Source organism: Fodinibius sp. AD559, from assembly GCF_052712805.1.
The window spans coordinates 417,993-437,017 of sequence record NZ_JBQPVW010000004.1; the positions used below are offsets into that span (position 1 = coordinate 417,993).

At 41.5% G+C, this 19,025-nt stretch carries 15 protein-coding genes and 6 tRNA genes; 7 read left to right on the top strand and 14 right to left on the bottom strand.

Annotation, left to right across the window (positions count from 1 at the left end; genetic code table 11):
* The first annotated feature begins 32 nt into the window (after positions 1-32).
* Together ACQ4LT_RS10030 and ACQ4LT_RS10035 are read left to right on the top strand one after the other, a co-directional pair.
* A complete protein-coding gene (locus ACQ4LT_RS10030) occupies positions 33-791 on the top strand; it encodes an HAD hydrolase family protein (protein WP_445665902.1) in 759 nt (252 codons plus the stop codon).
* A gap of 63 nt (positions 792-854) precedes the next feature.
* On the top strand, positions 855-992 hold the full coding sequence (locus tag ACQ4LT_RS10035; RefSeq protein ID WP_445665903.1) for a hypothetical protein: 138 nt from the start codon (positions 855-857) through the stop codon (positions 990-992).
* Positions 993-1,136: 144 nt separating this feature from the next.
* Here the strand turns inward: ACQ4LT_RS10035 and ACQ4LT_RS10040 are convergent, their stop codons facing one another.
* The 3 genes from ACQ4LT_RS10040 to ACQ4LT_RS10050 form a co-directional block, all read right to left on the bottom strand.
* The gene (locus ACQ4LT_RS10040; RefSeq protein ID WP_445665904.1) at positions 1,137-4,493 is read right to left on the bottom strand and encodes a DUF4175 family protein; all 3,357 of its coding nucleotides are present in this window, start codon (positions 4,491-4,493) and stop codon (positions 1,137-1,139) included.
* 149 nt (positions 4,494-4,642) lie between these two features.
* Positions 4,643-5,524 (bottom strand): MBL fold metallo-hydrolase, encoded by an 882-nt coding sequence (locus ACQ4LT_RS10045; protein WP_445665905.1) that lies wholly within the window; start codon positions 5,522-5,524, stop codon positions 4,643-4,645.
* A gap of 59 nt (positions 5,525-5,583) precedes the next feature.
* Positions 5,584-5,904 (bottom strand): MerR family transcriptional regulator, encoded by a 321-nt coding sequence (locus tag ACQ4LT_RS10050; RefSeq protein ID WP_445665906.1) that lies wholly within the window; start codon positions 5,902-5,904, stop codon positions 5,584-5,586.
* A 111-nt stretch (positions 5,905-6,015) separates the two neighbouring features.
* Between ACQ4LT_RS10050 and ACQ4LT_RS10055 the strand changes: the two genes are divergently transcribed.
* Both ACQ4LT_RS10055 and ACQ4LT_RS10060 read left to right on the top strand, forming a co-directional pair.
* Complete coding sequence (locus ACQ4LT_RS10055) at positions 6,016-6,951, top strand: glycosyltransferase family 2 protein (RefSeq protein ID WP_445665907.1); 936 nt, start codon at positions 6,016-6,018, stop codon at positions 6,949-6,951.
* A 68-nt stretch (positions 6,952-7,019) separates the two neighbouring features.
* Positions 7,020-7,844, top strand: coding sequence for a class I SAM-dependent methyltransferase (locus tag ACQ4LT_RS10060; RefSeq protein WP_445665908.1), 825 nt, complete (start codon positions 7,020-7,022; stop codon positions 7,842-7,844).
* Between the two features lie 252 nt (positions 7,845-8,096).
* On the opposite strand, the gene ACQ4LT_RS10065 is transcribed toward ACQ4LT_RS10060, so the two are convergent.
* From ACQ4LT_RS10065 to ACQ4LT_RS10100, 8 genes are all read right to left on the bottom strand, one after another.
* The gene (locus tag ACQ4LT_RS10065) at positions 8,097-9,368 is read right to left on the bottom strand and encodes an MgtC/SapB family protein (RefSeq protein WP_445665909.1); all 1,272 of its coding nucleotides are present in this window, start codon (positions 9,366-9,368) and stop codon (positions 8,097-8,099) included.
* A gap of 131 nt (positions 9,369-9,499) precedes the next feature.
* Positions 9,500-9,572 (bottom strand) — tRNA-Glu (locus ACQ4LT_RS10070).
* Positions 9,573-9,682: 110 nt separating this feature from the next.
* Positions 9,683-9,756, bottom strand: a tRNA-His gene (locus tag ACQ4LT_RS10075).
* 75 nt (positions 9,757-9,831) lie between these two features.
* Positions 9,832-9,904 (bottom strand) — tRNA-Glu (locus tag ACQ4LT_RS10080).
* 29 nt (positions 9,905-9,933) lie between these two features.
* A tRNA-Cys gene (locus tag ACQ4LT_RS10085) sits at positions 9,934-10,004 on the bottom strand.
* Positions 10,005-10,019: 15 nt separating this feature from the next.
* Positions 10,020-10,093: transfer RNA gene (locus ACQ4LT_RS10090), tRNA-Arg, on the bottom strand.
* A 153-nt stretch (positions 10,094-10,246) separates the two neighbouring features.
* Positions 10,247-10,320, bottom strand: a tRNA-Pro gene (locus tag ACQ4LT_RS10095).
* A 64-nt stretch (positions 10,321-10,384) separates the two neighbouring features.
* Positions 10,385-11,344: a glycosyltransferase gene (locus ACQ4LT_RS10100; RefSeq protein ID WP_445665910.1), complete on the bottom strand. Its 960-nt coding sequence runs from the start codon at positions 11,342-11,344 to the stop codon at positions 10,385-10,387.
* Positions 11,345-11,477: 133 nt separating this feature from the next.
* Between ACQ4LT_RS10100 and ACQ4LT_RS10105 the strand changes: the two genes are divergently transcribed.
* Positions 11,478-12,596, top strand: a complete 1,119-nt coding sequence (locus tag ACQ4LT_RS10105) for a hypothetical protein (RefSeq protein WP_445665911.1) — start codon at positions 11,478-11,480, stop codon at positions 12,594-12,596.
* Between the two features lie 104 nt (positions 12,597-12,700).
* On the opposite strand, the gene ACQ4LT_RS10110 is transcribed toward ACQ4LT_RS10105, so the two are convergent.
* The 3 genes from ACQ4LT_RS10110 to rpsT all read right to left on the bottom strand — a co-directional run bounded on the left by ACQ4LT_RS10110 (position 12,701) and on the right by rpsT (position 17,466).
* A complete protein-coding gene (locus tag ACQ4LT_RS10110; protein WP_445665923.1) occupies positions 12,701-15,325 on the bottom strand; it encodes an ATP-dependent Clp protease ATP-binding subunit in 2,625 nt (874 codons plus the stop codon).
* A 354-nt stretch (positions 15,326-15,679) separates the two neighbouring features.
* The gene (gene gpmI / locus ACQ4LT_RS10115) at positions 15,680-17,200 is read right to left on the bottom strand and encodes a 2,3-bisphosphoglycerate-independent phosphoglycerate mutase (RefSeq protein WP_445665912.1); all 1,521 of its coding nucleotides are present in this window, start codon (positions 17,198-17,200) and stop codon (positions 15,680-15,682) included.
* A 14-nt stretch (positions 17,201-17,214) separates the two neighbouring features.
* On the bottom strand, positions 17,215-17,466 hold the full coding sequence (gene rpsT / locus ACQ4LT_RS10120; protein WP_445665913.1) for a 30S ribosomal protein S20: 252 nt from the start codon (positions 17,464-17,466) through the stop codon (positions 17,215-17,217).
* Positions 17,467-17,616: 150 nt separating this feature from the next.
* Here rpsT and cmk point away from each other — a divergent pair, with 150 nt between their 5' ends.
* Together cmk and ACQ4LT_RS10130 are read left to right on the top strand one after the other, a co-directional pair.
* On the top strand, positions 17,617-18,279 hold the full coding sequence (gene cmk, locus ACQ4LT_RS10125) for a (d)CMP kinase (protein WP_445665914.1): 663 nt from the start codon (positions 17,617-17,619) through the stop codon (positions 18,277-18,279).
* A gap of 74 nt (positions 18,280-18,353) precedes the next feature.
* On the top strand, positions 18,354-19,025 hold a 672-nt coding region (locus ACQ4LT_RS10130), incomplete at its 3' end, for a S1 RNA-binding domain-containing protein (protein ID WP_445665915.1).

A 19,025-nucleotide genomic window follows, 5' to 3' on the forward strand; every position in this document is an offset into this window, starting at 1 on the left:
GTTTCTTAATATCTTAATCACTTAGCCCCAAAATGATAAAACTCTTTATCACCGATCTCGATGGATGTATTTCCATACCCTTTGAAACGCCCAACTGGGAATTGCTTTCACAGATTCGTCGGCTCAATGCGCAAAGTCTCCATGATATGGCCGTTCCCCCGCTGTCAATTTGTTCAGGACGACCATTTCCGTATGTAGAGGCCGTGGCACAATGGTTGGGTATTGACCGTCACGTAATATTTGAAAGTGCAGGATTATATAAACTTGAGACCAATGAAATTCAATTACATCCCGCATTTGATAAAAAAGCGGAACAGCAAGTTCGGGAATTAAAGGATTGGCTGCGCCAAGAAATAGTTCCGCAATACCAAGGGATTATTATTGAATTTACCAAGAAGATGGATGCTGGAATTATCCATCTCGATACCGAAGTAATTCAGGAACTTTATCCACAGGTAGCGGAATATGTGGAAGAAAATTATCCTAAATTTGAAGTTCACGATACAGATGTTTCTATAAATATTATCCTGGCCGAAAACAATAAACGGACCGGCATTCAGCAACTCTGTGATGTTATGGATATCGACCCGAGCGAAGTAGCATATATTGGGGACAGCAGCGGTGATATTCCCGGATTGCAATTGGTGGGCAAAGCCTTTGCTCCACAGAATGCTGCCGAAGCGGTAAAGAGAGAAGCTAAAGTGCTTGATAGTGAGGTGACCGAAGCCGTATTAGAAGCATATCGTCAGGTTATCCGTGAAAACCGGAAGAAGCTTGCAGCGGCCGGATGACTGTTGGTGATTGGGTGATTAGGTGAGAGAGGATATTGAGTGATTAAGTGACAAAGTTGCAAAGTGGTGAAGTTACAGAATGATGAAGGATATCTTCTTGACATTTCGACCGACCGTAAGGGAGCGGAGAAGTCTATGACGGCGATGTATTTACTGATGAAGCATGATAGATCCCTCGGCAACGCTCGGGGTGACACCTAAAAGAGAACAAGTTTAGGGCGGAATAATGACGTCATTTCGAATGTAGTGTAACGGAATGAGAAATCCGTGCTTTCAATAATTGATAAACGAAGATCTCTCGCTTATGCTCGAGAGCACAGCTTTCTGGTGAAGGGAATAAGCTATCTACTTGTTATATTTCTTCAATAGTTCAAAATAGTGCTCAATTAGACGCTGGTAGTCATCCGAGAAAGTAGTGTGATCGGGATCATTAATCATATTGCGGATCTGTTGTTGAAGCTCTTCAAGCGTAATATCCGGAGATGCACGTTGTTCCCGATCCTCTGCGGTCGTGGCTTCGCGTCGTTCTTCTTTGCCCCGTTCTTGAACCGCTTTTTCGGCGTTAAGCATCCGCGATAAAATATTTTTCTGGCGCTGCATCAGCTGTTGATCCAGTTGTCCGCCGCGCAAATCGTTAATCGCGTCTTCCATCTGCTCCGACATCCGTTCCAGTTCACTCAGCACGCGGTTGCCCGATTCAAGCTCACCACGGCGCTGTAAATCTCTAAGCTGTTTGCGAATTTTATTTTGTTGTTTCGATAATTGGTTAAGCCGGTCCATCTGGTCTCGAGACAAGCGGTTCCCCTGAAGATCATTGATCATTTCTTGAATCTGCTTGTTAAGCTGCTGCTGTTCTCCCGACATCTTCTTCATCTGTTCCATAAGCTGCTGCATGCTCATAGCTCCCCCCGAACCGCCCCCTTGCTGGTTGTTGAGTTGATCCAGAAGCGAAGTAATCATGGTAGTCAGCTCATTGATACCGCCCAGGGACTGTCGCTGCGCATGTGTGGCGTTAGAGCCGTCACGCTCCGCTAACAGGTCAACCGCACGGGATAGATAATTTTCGACTTCGATTTTCTTTTTATTGATGCGATTTGAAAAGCTGGGGATCTCGGATGATACTTTAAACAGAGAATCCGAAAGCATCGTAAACTGGCTGGATATGTTTCGTTCTTTGCGGGCCTTTTCGACAAAAGCACTGGATTGCGGTGGGATAGTTTCCGTCTCCTTAGTCAACTCTTCTTGGTTCTCAGAAAGGTTGATAAGCGAATGTAAAACATATTCCAGGGCAGCTCGGTTGACCTGCCGCCGCTGCTGATTGAGCTGCTGTTTGGCGCTGCGCATCTGTTGCGCCTGCTGTTGCAGCTGCTGCTGAATATTCTGTTGCTGCTTTTTAATATCAGAATCCTTCTGAGGAGATGACTGCTCTTTAAGCCTGTTGATGTTCTCCTGCAGTTCTTTTTGGATGTCATTCAATTGCTTGCTGCTTTTTTGCTGTAACTCCTCGATTTGAGGCTTAGCTTTGTCGGGTGCGGTATCGTCAATTTCGTCCAGTTGTTCCTGCAGGTCTGATAAATCTTCCCGGATTGATTCCTGTTGCTGTACTTCTTCCGGGGATATCTTATCTGATTCGCTGATCTCTTTTTCCTGTTCGGATAGCTCCTCCAGTGACTGTGCAGCTTTATCCAAATCACTGTTTAACTTAAGGGATTTGAACAGGTCGAGAGTACGATCGATACGCTGACGGTATTGTTCTTCATTGAACTCATAATTTTCAAGTGCTTCTCGCATTTCATCCGGATTCATTTCACCAAGTGAGTTGCGAAGTTCTTCCAGCGCTTTTTCGAGTTCCGGGTCATTGATTTCCTTCATTAGTTTCTGGAGCTCATCATAGGCCTCTAATGTCTCCGGGGACATGGACTGATTTTGTTCAATCTCCTTTCTTATCTCCTCAAACTTTTGGTTTAGGTCATCGACCTTCTCATCGATCTCCTGCCGCTCTTTTTCGACCTCTTCGAGCTGCTGCTTCTGTTCCCAGTCCGTTTTGGGATTTTGCTGAAGCCGTTGCTTAAACTCTTCATATTGCTTTTCCATTTGTTCAAATGACTGGGACACATCTTCCAGCGATTCGGTTACCTCACGCTCTTTAGAGTCCAGCTCATCCATATACTCCGTAGTAGATGGAAAGGTCACCCTCATTTTTTGGGAACGACCCTTTTTTCGTCCGCTGTACTGGTCATTGTCATAAACTTCAATCCAATAGGTTATTTGGTCGCGAGCTTTTGGATTTAAATCAGGAAGATCCCACTGATACGATTGCTGTTCATTGATAGCAGGTTTTGGCAGTTCTATAGAACCCCTTTCCGGTTCGGGAGTAAAAGCACGCTGTAGTTCGTAGTGCAGCTCAGCTTTAGTCAGCACGAAATCATCACTGGCCTCATATTCTATTGCTAACGGTTCTGCCGTTTTCATCTTGATATTTTCGGATGGGGCAATTAAATCAACAAAAGGGGGCTGATCTTTCCGGGGATCAACGATAAACCTGAAATTATTTTCATTGGTTAGGCCGGCATTATCTTGCATCCTAAAGGAAATAGTATCGACAGCCCCAACCTTTGTTTTAATAGTAAAGAGATTGTCCCGGGTAGAGTCGCTGTTGACAGAAAGCGTATCGTTTAGATTAGAGCTGATATACAATAGTTCGGATAAATTCTTGTTGGTAAGCCCCTCAATTTTTATGGTAGAGCCCTGGTAGGCCTGAATTTTTGAAAAGGGATAGTTGTAGGATGTGGAATCGAGCTGCATATAAGGGGGCGGAATAACATGCAGTGTTAGTTGCTCGAATCGGGGACGAAGCTGTACATTGATATCATATTTTTTACTCTTAAATCCATCCATAATAACATAGTAACTGCCATCGGTAGTTAACGAGATGGGAGCAAAAGAAGCTTCGTTCTGTTCAAGCATTTCTGGACTACGCTGCCGGTAGTTTTTCTCTATTTTAGTTTTGAAAGCCAGCAATATATCGTCCGGTATCTCATCCTGAAAACGAACAGAAGTCGAAAATGAGTTTCCATGTTCCAATGTTAAAGAACCGGGTTCTATAGTGTAATTATAGGGATTGGGAGGAGTAAAGGTCGTTTGCGGATGGGCCAGCCGTTCTATGGCAGAGGGATAGAAAAACGTGAACTGGGTGAAAAGAATAAGTCCACCTACAGCAGCAAGAACACCTCGCTTAAAAAATCGGTGTAGAGAGTGATTCTGGGCGAATTGCCGGAGGTTTTCTTGTACATTTTTAGAATCGAGTTTTGAAAGGTTTTGCTCGATCGCTGCTTTGTGGAGGGGGGCTCCATTGGGTTCTTTATAATATAAGTCCAGGGCATCGGCAAGTTCAGGGATTTGTTTTTTTCGACTAAACTGGTAATAAATATCCTTAAAGGACGGCAGCCCATGACTTTTGTAAAAGTGCATGGTGGTAATGACTGCTGTGACCAGCAGCAACGCAATTGCAGTAAGTTTTATGGCGGATGAAAGATAGTACCCGGCTTCGAAAATCCCAATGATTGTAAATCCCACAAATAAAATTGCCACAAAAATAGTCCCAAGAGCTATATAAAAGTTCCTCGAAAGTATCCGATGTCGTTGTCGAATGATTTCAACAAACGGGCGGACTGATTTGTCTGTGGATTGTTCTTTGCTCATCACTGTTAGCTAAATCGCAGTAGAGTGGAATCGGTTATACTATATTACATTTTAAATAAACGAAAATATTGGATACTCCAATATCCCATTTGTTAAAGTTGATTGATAAAATGGGATTCCATTTTATTTTAAGAAGGGATAAAGTTAGCTTAGTTGGAAATATCGTTGAGTTTTAATTTTTCGTCAACGGCATACTTTCCATTTTCTTTTTTAACGGTTACCACCTCTTGGTCAGCATCATGCTCCAAAAACAAATACCAATTATCTTCAACTGCTTGATCCAAATAGCGCTGTTTTTCCTCAAGTGTGGTTACTGGATACATATCGTAACCCATTACCCAGGGCAGGGGCAGATGTACGTGTGTCGGAATTAAATCAGCGGCAAAAATAACCGTCTTTTGGTTGGCGGATATTTTTGGCAGTTGTTGCCCCAGCGTATGTCCGTTTACAGGCAGGGCTTCCAACCCATTCTCATACTGATGATGTGCTTCTACCACATTTAGCTTATCCCAATTTTTTATGGGATTGATGTTATCAGATAGAAAACTGGCCTTTTCGCGAGCATTGGGATCAGTTGCCGTTTCGAGCTGTTTCTTTGTTACATGGTAAATGGCGTTGGGAAAGGTGTGTTGCAGGTCTCCATTATCATCGTAGTAAGTGGTACCACCACAGTGATCAAAATGAAGGTGAGAGAAAATAATGTCTGTAATATCTTCGGGTGTGAATCCATATTGCTCGAGTGAGCTCAACAAATCGGAGTGTTCATAATCCAGCTGGTAGATCTGTTCAAACTTTTCATCAAACTTGGTGCCCGATCCGTTATCTATCAAGTAAAGTTTATCAGTATTTTTGGACTCAATAAGCAGGCACCGCATTGCCATGTGAATACGGTTTTTGTCATCAACATCAATATATCGCGACCACAACGTTTTTGGGACTACCCCAAACATTGCTCCGCCGTCGAGACGAAATCTGCCGGCTTCAATGCTATATAGATTAAATGGACCAACGGATGTGTGAGATTTCTTCATTGATATGTAACGTGATTGGGTTTTATTGGATTAGCACCGGGTACAAAAATTGCAGCAGGCTAAAGTTTTTCAAGAAGTTGGTTGAGGAAAAGGCGAATTTCTTTTAAATCCTTTTTTACGCTAACCGGTATTTCTTTTGAATCGTCCTCATCATCTTTCTTAAGTACTTGCTGAGCGCCCTCAGTACTGTATTTTTTCTCCTGAATCAGTTCCTTCAGTTTTAAAATTGTCTCAATATCATTTTCTTTGTAGACGCGATTACCGGCTTTATTTTTTTTGGGATTTAGTTCGTCAAAAACAGTTTCCCAGTAGCGCAATACATGCGCCTCAACATCGGTAATATCGCTGACTTCACCTATAGAGTAATAAAGTTTTTTCATAAGAGGACTAAAAGCGTATCTTTATTGCTAATTATACATTATCTGGTGCATTATTTCTAACTCTTTGGCACAAAATATTTAAAAACATTGCCTGAAAAAGATTCAAACAGATTGGATATAGAATTAAGCGTTGTAGTACCCCTGCTTAATGAGGATGAGTCGATTCGTGAGTTGGCCGAAAAGGTGCACAAGGCATTATCTGAGAAGAAGTGCCATTATGAACTTATTTTCGTGGATGATGGATCGACCGATCAGTCCTGGCAGGAGATCAAAAAGGTTAATGAAAAGAAGGAGCATGTAGTAGGGATCCGACTGCAGCGCAATTATGGAAAAAGTTCGGCTTTACAAGCTGGGTTTGAGAAAGCAACCGGCGATTATATCGCAACGATGGATGCCGATTTGCAGGACGATCCCAATGAGCTTCCGTTGATGCTGCAGAAGCTTAAAGAAGAGAACTTGCATCTGGTGAGCGGGTGGAAAAAAGAGCGTCACGATCCCATCTCCAAAACTATCCCTTCCCGCTTTTTTAATAAGGTCACCTCCTTGGTAACTGGTATTAAACTCAACGATTTTAATTGCGGACTAAAAGTGTATCGTGCTGACGTCATTGAGAACATTTATCTCTATGGGGAATTACATCGATACATCCCGTTTTTGGCCAAGCTTGAAGGATTCGATCGCATCGGGGAAAAAGTGGTAAAGCATCATCCTCGAAAATACGGGGAGACTAAATTTGGTATTTCTCGATTTATGCATGGTTTTTTGGACTTGTTAACCCTATTGTTTGTAAACCGATACTTGCAGCGCCCTATGCATTTTTTTGGTACGTTGGGTTTTCTTTTTTTGATTTTAGGCGGAGCCATTAATGCCTACTTATCGATCGATAAAATATTTTTTGGGGAGCCTATCGGTGATCGTCCGCTGTTGCTGTTGGGGGTAATGCTGATGGTGTTGGGAGTACAGATTTTTTCCATTGGTTTTCTGGGAGAACTCATCCAAAAGCGAAACGAAAAGCAGGAAAAACCCAATATCAGAGAGACAGTTTAACAACTGTAAGAAGTAGGATTGGTATATTTTAAACAGAATTTTAGTAATCGTTAAGACAAGCTTTTTTAATGAGTCGTATTGCCTACGATCCGGTTAAAGACCGGTTTGCACAAATTATTCGTCGCTTTCGTTTTCTTCGGACGCTCTTTTATAAAATATTGGATCTGTTTTTTTTACGAAGCTGGTACATCCGCAAAATTTTACGTCAATACGGTTCCCATTTGGATGCCGATGGGGAGTGGAGATTGTTGGATGCCGGATCGGGTTTTGGCCAGTACGATCGGTTTATCTTGCAGGAATTTGATAATGTCAAAGTGCAGGCTCTTGATGTAAAAAAAGATTATCTGGAGGATTCCCGAGCTTATTTTGAGCGCGAAATCAAAGCAGGTCGTATTACTTTTCACCAAGAAGATTTGCTTGAGCTTGATTACGAAAATATATTCGATTTCGTTATTTGTGTCGATGTGCTCGAACATATCGAAGAAGATGAAATGGTGATGGAAAACATTTGTCGCTCCCTACAGGGTAACGGATATTTTTTGATGCATTCTCCTTCCATCTATTCTGAAGAAGATGCTGACGGGGACGAAAGTTTTGTGGATGAGCATGCACGTCCAGGGTATTCAAAACGTGGTATCAGAGAGAAATTGAAGAATTCCGGTTTTACGGTTCTGGATGTGGCCTATACCTATGGAGCTAAGGGGCATCTGGCGTGGGAGCTTATCATCAAATATCCTATGCTGTGGCTGAACAAAATTAAGCTATGGGCATTGCCCATAATGGCCATTTATTACATCCCGATATTGCCATTGAGCCTGTTGCTGATGGCATTGGATATCCGCGATAATAACGAACGCGGTGCCGGCATTTATGCGCTGGCACAAAAGCAATGAGCTGTAGGGATAAAGAACTATCATACAATGCTCCTATAATAACTGAATAAATATTATTATGAATAATAGGCAAGAAGTAGTTATAAAAGTTCAACAGGTTGATGGGTAGAGTGTTATCATCTTCAGGGGAGTTGCTTATATCGTTCTCATTATCTCAATCACAAAAGGAAGGAACCCGTCTCGTTAATTCCACCTGGCCAAGTTCATGCAAGATATTATACGAAGGGAAATTAACTTAAAGGGCAATAAAATTTATAAAAAGGGGAGCAAACTTATTGCGCCGATAGCAGAAATTATGATAATAAACCAGATTAGTTGTTTACTTTTGTTATAGCCAGCCCAGAAGATAAACAATCCGGCTTTAACTAAAGTATTGGTAATAACTGCAATTAAAATTCCAAGAGTTGCTACATTTGGGTCAGTGCCTTCTTTGGCCATACGCGAGAGAGAAAGCGTTATTGCATCTACATCCATTAAGCCCGAAAAGAGGGACAACAGATAGATACCCTGATCGCCATACCATTTTTCCATAGCTGTTGCCAGTAGTAAAATTACTCCAAGTAGTAGTCCGAATTGTAAGGCCGTGAAAAATTGTAGCGGATTTTTCAATTCAATAGGAGGTTGATCGTTCTCTAATTGCAAATGTTGTTGCCAAAGCCAGAATCCACTACCCAATGTAAGTATCAGCATGGTAGTTAGGGGGATCCATAATGGATAAAGCAGGTCAGCATTAACAATGGCGATCTCAATACCGACTCGAACAAACATGATAGAAGAAGCAACCAGAACGCCTGCAATAAAGATTCCGCTCACAATCTTCTTTTGTTGTTTGGCAAATTGGGCAAGGCTCAGTGTTACGGCCGTGGATGAAGCTAAGCCGCCCGTTATGGCTGTTAACATGGTTCCTTTATCTTCACCCAGATACTTAATGAGGATGTATCCGGTAAAGGAGAGTCCGGAGATGAGGACAACCATCCACCAAATCCAGTGGGGATTTATTGCCTCCCAGGGGCCATACCCTTTATTAGGCAACAGAGGTAACAATATGACGGTAATGATTAAAAGCTTTATACCGGCATAGATCTCCTTGACTTCAATTTTATGTAACCAGTTGTGTAGTGTCGGTTTAAGGCTTAATAGTGATATAACTATAACGGTAGCGCCAAGGGCATAAATATGATATCCGAATGCGGCCCAGGAACTTAGTGTAAAGGTAAGAAGGAGGGCAACTTCGGTGGTGATACCCAAATCCTTCTCTTCGTTTATTTTTGCTTCAACCACGTACGAAGTGATTACAAGGGCTGCTAATGCGAGGAATGCGACTACGAGAATCCATTCATTGACAAATCTGCTAACTTCTGTCCATACGCCTCCCAAGAGTCCTACCAAGCTAAATGTGCGGATTCCGGCAACACGATCGCCTTCATCTTCAAGGCGTCCGCTCCATCCGCGTTCGATACCGATGAGCAATCCAATACCGAGGGCAGCAAATAAATTCCAAATTACGTTGAAGTCCAGATCCATAAACAGATAAATATATTTATGTAGTTATTGTAAATGTATGATTGTGGAAGGACTTCTGAAACCTGTATTTGATTGTACAAAATTTAAAAAAGCCTCTGCAAGTATTTAAAACCTGCAGAGGCTTTTTTCAGTACCGCGTACGGGATTCGAACCCGTGCTACCGCCGTGAAAGGGCGGCGTCCTAAACCCCTAGACGAACGCGGCATAAAATCAGTAAAAAAGCCTTGCCGAATAAGTATTCGGCAAAGCTAAAAACAAGGCATCAAGAATACGTTTTTGTATAATTTTAAACAACCTTTAATCCCAAAAAAATGGGAGCCCGATGGGATTTGAACCCACGGCCTCCAGGGCCACAACCTGGCGCTCTAACCAACTGAGCTACGAGCTCCATTTAATTTGGATAATATGGTTTTGGCAGGGGATCACTCTACCAAATAAAAATAATCAATAAAAAGAACGAGAGTACCGCGTACGGGATTCGAACCCGTGCTACCGCCGTGAAAGGGCGGCGTCCTAAACCCCTAGACGAACGCGGCATAGTAATTTCAATAAATATGAGCTTCAGAGGCGACGGGCGGAATCGAACCGCCGTAGGAGGTTTTGCAGACCTCTGCCTGACCACTCGGCCACGTCGCCTTAAAGGTTTTCTTGTACGCCCGACAGGACTCGAACCTGTAACCTACTCCTTAGAAGGGAGTTGCTCTATCCAGTTGAGCTACGGGCGCGCTAACTCAAAGGCAAATTACAAAATCAATACGTCAAACATTCAAGTTTTATAACTTGATGATGCAATTTGAAAATAACCAAAAGTCGGGCAGATCCCGATTGTTCGGGATGACCCTTCATAATGTCATAACTAAAAATTATGACGTTTTTAGTCGGGGAGACAGGATTTGAACCTGCGACCCTTCGCTCCCAAAGCGAATGCGCTACCGGACTGCGCTACTCCCCGTTCAGAAAGATGTCAAATATAAGGGACTTTACTTCTCAAATCAATTTCAAATCTAATGAATTTTTCATTCTTTATGCTCTTCCCAAAACTCACTTAAAAAGCCTGTTCCATACCCTGTAAGCTGTATAAATGTTGCACATACACTTAGCGAACCTATGTATAAGCTGGAATATTTTGTAGATGAATGAGCGAAGATGAGCGAAATAAATAAAATGAAAGGAATTAACAGTAGTTTAAACAAATTGAGGTTCCACAAAGGGAGGGTAAGAAACAGTAATAATCCAATTGTAAACAAGGAGGGAAGGGTATGAATAAATTTGATTTCGCCCGGATGAAAACGATTGATATTGATCCGCGCTCGACCGAAAAAGTGTAGCTGATTAAAAAATTTCTTTAAACTTGTCCGCCGCTTGTGGTATACATAAGCATCAGGAATAAGTCCGGTTTTAAATCCGCTTTTAATGATGCGGATACTGAATTCAATATCTTCGCCCATACGCGTAATTCGGTATCCTCCAGTTTGCTCAAATACTTCACGAGAAATTCCCATATTAAAACTGCGCGGATGAAAAGTGCCGGCATGTTTTTCATTTCCCCTGATACCACCTGTGGTAAGAGGAGAGGTCATGGCATAGCTAATCGCTTTTTGTACAGGCGAAAAACTTTTGTGCTCTCTGTCAGGTCCACCGTATGCATCTAACTCGTGCGTGTTTAGATGATTTGTAACTGTTTCAAAATAATGCGAGGGAATCAAGCAGTCCGAGTCAAAAACAATAAAATAATCACCTTTAGCACGTTCGAATCCGAAGTTACGGCTGAATCCCTGCCCTGAGTTTTCTTTGTAATAATAACGGATATCAAGCTGATCCTGGTACTGTTCAACGATATCATTGCATCGATCTTCGGAGCCGTCTTCAATGATCAGCGTTTCAAAATTTTTGTATGTCTGTTTCGTTAGTGAATGCAACAGTTCATCTACCTCGTGCGGACGGTTATAGACGGGAATGATGATTGAAAAAAACATAGCTCAATTTGGAAAATTTTAAATAGGCGAAATCTACAAATAATATTACAGAATTTTGGATGAATGCAGATGAAACTCTGTTAAATAATTCCGTTCTTTAGCCTTTAATTTGAACTTGTGAAATCTCTCTTTTATGACACCTAAGATGTTCAAAATCTTACTTTTTCTTTTACTTCCATCAATGGCATTGGGACAATCATTAAATTTGTCGGTTACAGAGCAAACAGCTGATAATAATAGATCTACTTTTACTCTCGGGAATAGCAAGGTCACTTTTAGTTCTCAATCTATTCGCTTTTTGGATAGTGAGACAGAACAAAATTATGATGCTGTGGGAGTATCATCAGATAACTCAATTATCAGTACGCTAACCTGGAATGGGCAGGAGGGAGAAATAACGTTGTTCACTCCCAAAGGGGAGAAGCTAAATACTTTTTCAACGGTTTCATTGGCGGATGAGACTTCTTTTGGATTGTATCCCTTTAACAATGGAAACACGCTGCTGCGTGATAAAATTGCCAACTTTACTTTTTATGATCCTTTTGGAGAAATCGTAACAAGCATGTCGAGTAGCAGTCAAAGTACCGAGGGAGAGGCGATTTCGGAAGTGGCCAGAAGTGCAACCGGTAATACTATTGTGATTTATAATCCCAAAATTAAACGCAATGGTGAATTAGGATCGAAAGCACAAGTTCGTACAGGGGACAAAGAGTTTGAGGATATATTTTTTAGCAGTGATCGATATTTGAAAAATGTTACGGTATCAAAAGATGGAAGTTTGATTGCCGCTATAACTGCGAAAAATGGTACGGATGATCGGGTGCTGATCTTGGACAAATATGGCAATGAGCTGAACACAATATCAGCAGAAGAAGATCTTAGAGGGATAAGTTTTACCGATGATTTAGAGAATATAACGATCTATTCCGGGGGACGAGTGATGGTTCATAATACGCTGAATGGTGAAAGTTTGGGGGCAACCAGTTTTAGTTCACCTATTATAACAGCTGATTATTTTCCCAAGGATAATTTAATTTTAGCATTAACGGGCAATCACTCTGAGCGCTCGGGAACGTTGAATAGTGTTGAACTTCGGGCAATTAATTTGCGACAGCGGTCAATAGCAAGTCAACAGTTTCGCAGCCCATTAGGATTGAACGAAGTAATTGAACTTCGATTAATTCGCAATTCTGGCAATAGCTATATACTTAAAGGGGGAAATAAAAATATTCTTATAAGAACAAATTTTTAGTGTGCTTATTTTGATAGCATAGAAAAAAATCATCCAAGAAATAAGAAAGCCTGACAGATTATGATTTAACCTGTCAGGCTTTTTAGTTTTAATAGAAATAAGTGTCAGGCATTAGCCTCTGATGGTGATTTCTCATCTTCAGAGTCGTCGTTAGAGGCTTTATCATTTGCAGCTTTTATTTCATCATCGCTGGTTTCTATATCGGTTGTTTCACCGGTATCTGACCATTCGAAGACAAGTCCGTCACGAGACTTGTTCATCTTAATCTTGATTTTTGCTCCTTCTTCATGCTCAGACTCCAGTAGTTCTTCAGCCAGCGGTTCTTCAACGTATTTCTGGATAGCCCGCTTGAGTGGTCGGGCACCGTATTTTTGATCGAAACCTTTTTCACTCAAGAAATCTTTGGCACCCTTAGAAAGTTCAATCTCGTAACCGAGATCATGGATACGCTGGAAGAGGTCATCAGAAAGAATATCAATAATCTTGAAGATATCTTCTTTTTCAAGTGCACGGAAGGTGATAACATCATCGATACGATTCAGGAATTCGGGATTGAATACTTTTTTAAGCGCGTCCTGAATGGTCGATTTCATTTTCTCATAGTCGAAGCTTTTTGCTCCGCTTGAGAATCCGATCCCTTCACCGAGACTACGAATATCACGTGCCCCGATATTAGAGGTCATAATGATAATCGTATTCCTGAAATCAACTTTTCGTCCCAGACTGTCGGTAAGAATTCCGTCATCCAAAACCTGGAGGAGAATGTTAAAGACATCCGGGTGCGCTTTTTCAATTTCATCTAACAATATAACGCTGTAAGGTTTTCTACGTACTTTCTCTGTAAGTTGGCCACCTTCTTCATGTCCAACATATCCCGGAGGTGCTCCTACCAGTCGTGAAACCGAGAATTTCTCCATATACTCACTCATGTCGATACGAATAAGTGCATCTTCTTTATCAAAAAGATACTGTGAAAGCACTTTGGCCATTTCGGTTTTACCTACACCGGTCGGGCCAAGAAAGATGAATGAACCAATTGGGCGATCAGGATCTTTAAGTCCGGCACGGGTTCGTTTGATCGCTTTCGTAAGTTTAACAATAGCTTCGTTTTGACCAATAACCTGCTTTGAAAGTTCTTCTTTCATCTTAACCAGCTTCTTGCTTTCGCTCTGGTTAATCTTGCTTACAGGTACGCCACTCATCATGCCAACAACGTGAGCTACGTCTTCTTCTTCAACATCATAGACTATTTCTTCGGATTCTTTCTCCCATTCCTTCTGTGCTTGTTCGAGTTCCTCAGTTAGACGTTTTTCTTTATCACGCAGACGGGCAGCTTCTTCAAAGCGCTGTTTTTTGACCATGCCGTTTTTTTCATTGCTGGTTTTCTCAATTTCTTCTTCCAGGTCAATGATATGTTGTGGTACATGAATATTCGATAAGTGGACCCGCGCTCCGGCTTCGTCAAGTGCATCAATAGCTTTATCCGGCAAAAAGTGATCCGTTACATACCGGTCGGTAAGTTTTACGCAGGCTTCAATAGCTTCATCAGAATAGCGTACGCTGTGATGCTCTTCGTACTTGTCCTTAATTTGTGATAGAATTTCAGTGGTTTCTTCCGGTGTTGTGGGATCAACCATTATCTTTTGGAAACGACGTTCAAGAGCGCCGTCCTTTTCGATATGCTGACGATATTCGTTAAGTGTAGTTGCTCCAATCGCCTGAACTTCGCCACGTGCAAGAGCGGGTTTTAACATATTTGAGGCATCGAGTGAACCGCTTGCACCACCAGCTCCGACAATAGTATGGAGCTCATCAATAAAGAGAATAACGTTCTGGGTTTTCTCCAGCTCACCCATCACGGCTTTGATACGTTCTTCAAATTGACCGCGATATTTCGTACCGGCAACCAAAGCGGCAAGATCCAAAGCAACAACTCGCTTGTCATAAAGCACGCGTGATACCTTACGTTCCATAATACGCGTAGCTAATCCCTCAGCAATAGCGGTTTTACCTACGCCGGGTTCACCAATCAGAACAGGATTGTTTTTCTTACGACGGCTTAAGACTTGAGCAACACGCTCAATTTCTTTTTCTCTACCGATAATAGGATCGAGTTTATCGTCTTCGGCCAGCTGGGTTAAATCACGGCCAAAATTATCGAGTACAGGTGTTTTTGATTTTTCCATTTTCTTTTCTCTTGAGCTTCCGGAGGATTTGGAACCGCCTCCTCCTTTTGAGGATGATAAACTTGCTGATACAGAACCAGAATCTTTGCGATCCTCATCAGAGGATTTTCCTGAAATAATAAGGTCTAATTCTTCACGCACTGCGTCGTATGATATATTGAACTGCTGAAGAATTTGTGCAGCAATGTTCTCATCATCGCGTAAAAGTGACAACAAAAGATGTTCGGTACCGATAGTATCACTTTTGTACAATTTAGCTTCGAGATAGGTAATACGGAGTACTTTTTCGGCTTGCTTCGTAAGGGGGATATTACCCACTTTTACCGATCCACCCGTACCGCGAACAGTATCTTCAACAGTCTTTTTCAGTTTGAAAAGATCACAATTTAGGTTTTTTAATATTTTAACAGCTACACCTTCGCCAAGGCGAACGATACCCAGAATCAAATGCTCCGTTCCGATATAGTCGTGTCCCAGACGAAGTGCTTCTTCGCGGCTAAACTGTATTACATCTCGAACTTTGCTAGAGAAATTGCCCTCCATAAAAATCGAACCTTCAAGTTGTTTTAAGTTATTTGTCATTCGTTTAACGAGTGACCAGAATATTTAGTTCATATTCTTTAACGAAAGTAGTACTGGCATAGTGCAAAAGCAAACAAAATCGGCTATTAGATAATTTAAAATTTTATAAAAAGTCATGAGATTAAATATCTCAAAATTATTTTTTATAGCTTCCTGAAAGCCAAACAGGTAGCATAGATAGCTATTACTAATATGGCTGAATATATCTTAGCATCCCGTATAACTTGGTAATGCAAAGGCTTATTAAAAGTAGTTACCTCAATCGCTTGTTCTTAAAATATGAAGAAGGGAACTTGATTTCTAATTATTTGGAAATTAGAAAAGCGGGGTTCCGGTCATTTCCTTGGGCTGTTCAATTCCTATCAGTTTTAGAAGGGTAGGAGCAACATCAGCCAGAATACCATCTTTCATGTTGATATTTGGCTGGTTTAAAATAAGTGCGGGAACCGGTGCCGAAGTATGAGCCGTGTGAGGGCTCCCATCCTCATTGATTAAATAGTCAGCATTCCCGTGGTCGGCGATGACAAGAATTTTATAATTGTGTTGAGTTGCAGTTTCAACCACTTTTTTTAATTGCTGATCTATGGTTTCAACGGCCTTAATAGTTGCGTCCATATCACCGGTGTGTCCCACCATGTCGGGATTGGCATAATTTAGAACGCCCAAATGATGTTTTTCGGTAATTAGCTGGGCACATAAGGCATCCGTTACTTCAACAGCACTCATTTCCGGTTGCAGATCGTAAGTAGCAACTTTGGGACTCGGTATTAAAATGCGTTCCTCACCCTTGAAAGGTTTTTCATCCCCACCATTAAAAAAGTAGGTTACATGGGGGTATTTTTCCGTTTCAGCAATACGTAGTTGTTTTAGATTATGATTGCTGATAACTTCACCGATGGTATTATGCAGATCCAGTGGGGGATAAACCACCTCTACATGTTCAAACGTATCATCATAGGAAGTAAATGTGACGTAATGTAAATTTAGATTCCCTTCGACATCAAATTTATCGAAGTTATCCTCTGTTAATGCCCGTGTGATTTGGCGTGCCCGATCGCCCCGAATATTGTAAAAGATGATAACATCGTCCTTCTGGATACGAGAATCGGGAGATGAGTTTATGAGTTTTGGTTTGACAAACTCGTCAGTCACATCAGCATCATATGATGCTTGAAGTGCTTCTATAGGATTATCAAACTCCTCACCTTTTCCGTGTACTAAGAGGTCATAGGCAAGTTGTGTACGCTCCCATCGGTTATCCCGGTCCATCGCGTAATACCTGCCAATGATAGAGGCAATTTCTCCGGCCCCAATAGAGTTGGCTTGCTTCTGAAATTCTTTGACGTAGTCAATACCGCCATGGGGAGAGGTGTCTCTTCCGTCTGTAAAAGCGTGAACATAAGTGTTATCGATCCCCGCTGACTGGGCAAATTTCAGCAATGCAAAAAGATGTTCGTTGTGACTGTGCACTCCACCATCAGAAAAAAGGCCCATAATATGGATGCGGCCATTTTTCTTTGCTTTGTCAAAGGCCGTCGTTAGGACGCTGTTTTCAAAAAAGCTCCCATTATTAATAGACGTATTGACCCGAGTTAATTCTTGGGGCACAATTCGACCGGCACCAATATTAAGATGACCAACTTCAGAATTTCCAAATTGTCCATCGGGCAGACCAACATCTCTACCGCTGGCCGATAGCTTGGAACGGGAGTTGTTGGCAAATAGAGAATCAATAAACGGCTTTTGCGCTTTGTCAATTGCGCTAACTTCGGGATTTTCGGCTAACCCGAAGCCGTCTAAAATTACAAGAAGTGCTTTGGAATAAGGGTTAGCCAATAGACTTATATCTTTTATAGGCTGTTAACGTGGTTAGCTATTTTTGACTTTTTGCGTGCTGCAAAGTTTTCATGAATTAAATCTTTGGCAGCCATTTTATCAAGATATGAGCTAGCTTTTTTAAAAGCTTTTTCTGCTTCTTCCTTGTCAGTAGTTTCAAGCGCGTTACTAATTAAGGTTTTCATTTTAGAGCGCTTGGATTGATTTCGGACACGACGTTTTTCGTTTTGTCGTACTCGTTTTTTCGCTGATTGATGTTGTGGCATGATTTCTAAGAGTTTCTTATCAGTTCTGGAAATTAATTTGTATTTTCTGCGCCAATTCAGAAAGACGTCAAAGTTAAAATTTCTGGAAGTGTTAAACAAGAAATCATTGAAAAATTAGTAAAATAAAGGTAAGTTAGGAGACTTTCGTTTATGATCATAGTTATTGATGGTCCGGCTGGTTCAGGCAAAAGTTCAACTGCCCGGAGAATAGCCGACAGATTAGATATTGAATATCTCGATTCTGGAGCACTATATAGAACGGCTACATTAATTTATTTGAAAGCGAATCGGGATAAGGAGACGTTCTTTCGTTTATTGGGTCAGAAAAAGATCTCGTTTTATTACGAAGACCAGATATTTCATGTAACAGTAGATGGTCAATCGGTTACTGATGAAATTCGGACCGCTGAAGTTACAAATGCCGTTAGTGAGGTTGCAGCATTACCTCGCGTTCGGTCTTTTGTAAATAACTTGATGCGTGAGGTCGTTTTGGATGGGGTATATATTGCCGAAGGACGAGATCTGGGAACAGCGGTTTTTCCCGATGCAGAACTGAAGTTTTTTATGTCTGCGGATTTGGAAGAGCGTGCAAGACGTCGTTTAAAAGAGCGAAAGGAGAAGGATCCCGGATTAACGTTAAAAGAAGTGAAACAAAATATTGCTGAGCGAGATCAAAAAGATTCTAAGCGTCAAGCTGATCCATTGAAAAAAGCGGATGACGCAATTGAAATTGATACAACGAACTTAACGTTCGAACAGCAAGTTGATAAAATTTGTTTAGAAATTAGTACAGTGTTAAAAGAAACTGAATAAGAATTTTAATTATAACCCAAATCTAATCCCATTCCGAAAATTTTGGAATGCGGTAATTTTAACTAAAACTCATAATGACCGAAGAAGTTAAACAAGAAGAAACAAACGAAAAACAAGAGCAGGATACGGCTACCGAAGAGGTAACTGAAGAAACTGCAGTCGAAACTACTACTGAAGAAGAAGTACGAGTTGAACCGGAGGAAGAGGATGTAGCAGTATTTACCGGCGACGTAGACGAAGAAGATAAAACATACACTTATGATCAGCTGCAGGCTGCATCGGAAGATTATACCGATGAGGAGTTTCATGAGCTTGCAGGTATGTACGAAGATACGCTCAACGAAATTGAAGAAAAAGAAATTGTAACAGGGCGTGTCGTTTCTGTTGATGAAGATTATGTTGTCGTCGATATCGGGTTTAAATCCGAGGGAATGGTGCAAACCAATGAATTTCCCGATGAGGTAGTTGAAAATCTTCAACCCGGTGATGAAGTTGATGTATTTCTTGATCAGGTTGAAGATCAGGAAGGACAGTTAATTCTTTCTCGTCGTAAGGCTGATATCTTGCATGCCTGGGAGACTATTGAACGTGCTGCCGAAACCGGAGAAATTGTTGAAGGTAAGATCGAGCGCCGTATCAAAGGTGGTATGGTTGCCGATATTATGGGTATTGAAGCCTTTTTGCCCGGTTCGCAAATTGATGTGCGACCTGTACGCGACTTTGATGCCTATGTTGGTAAGACGATG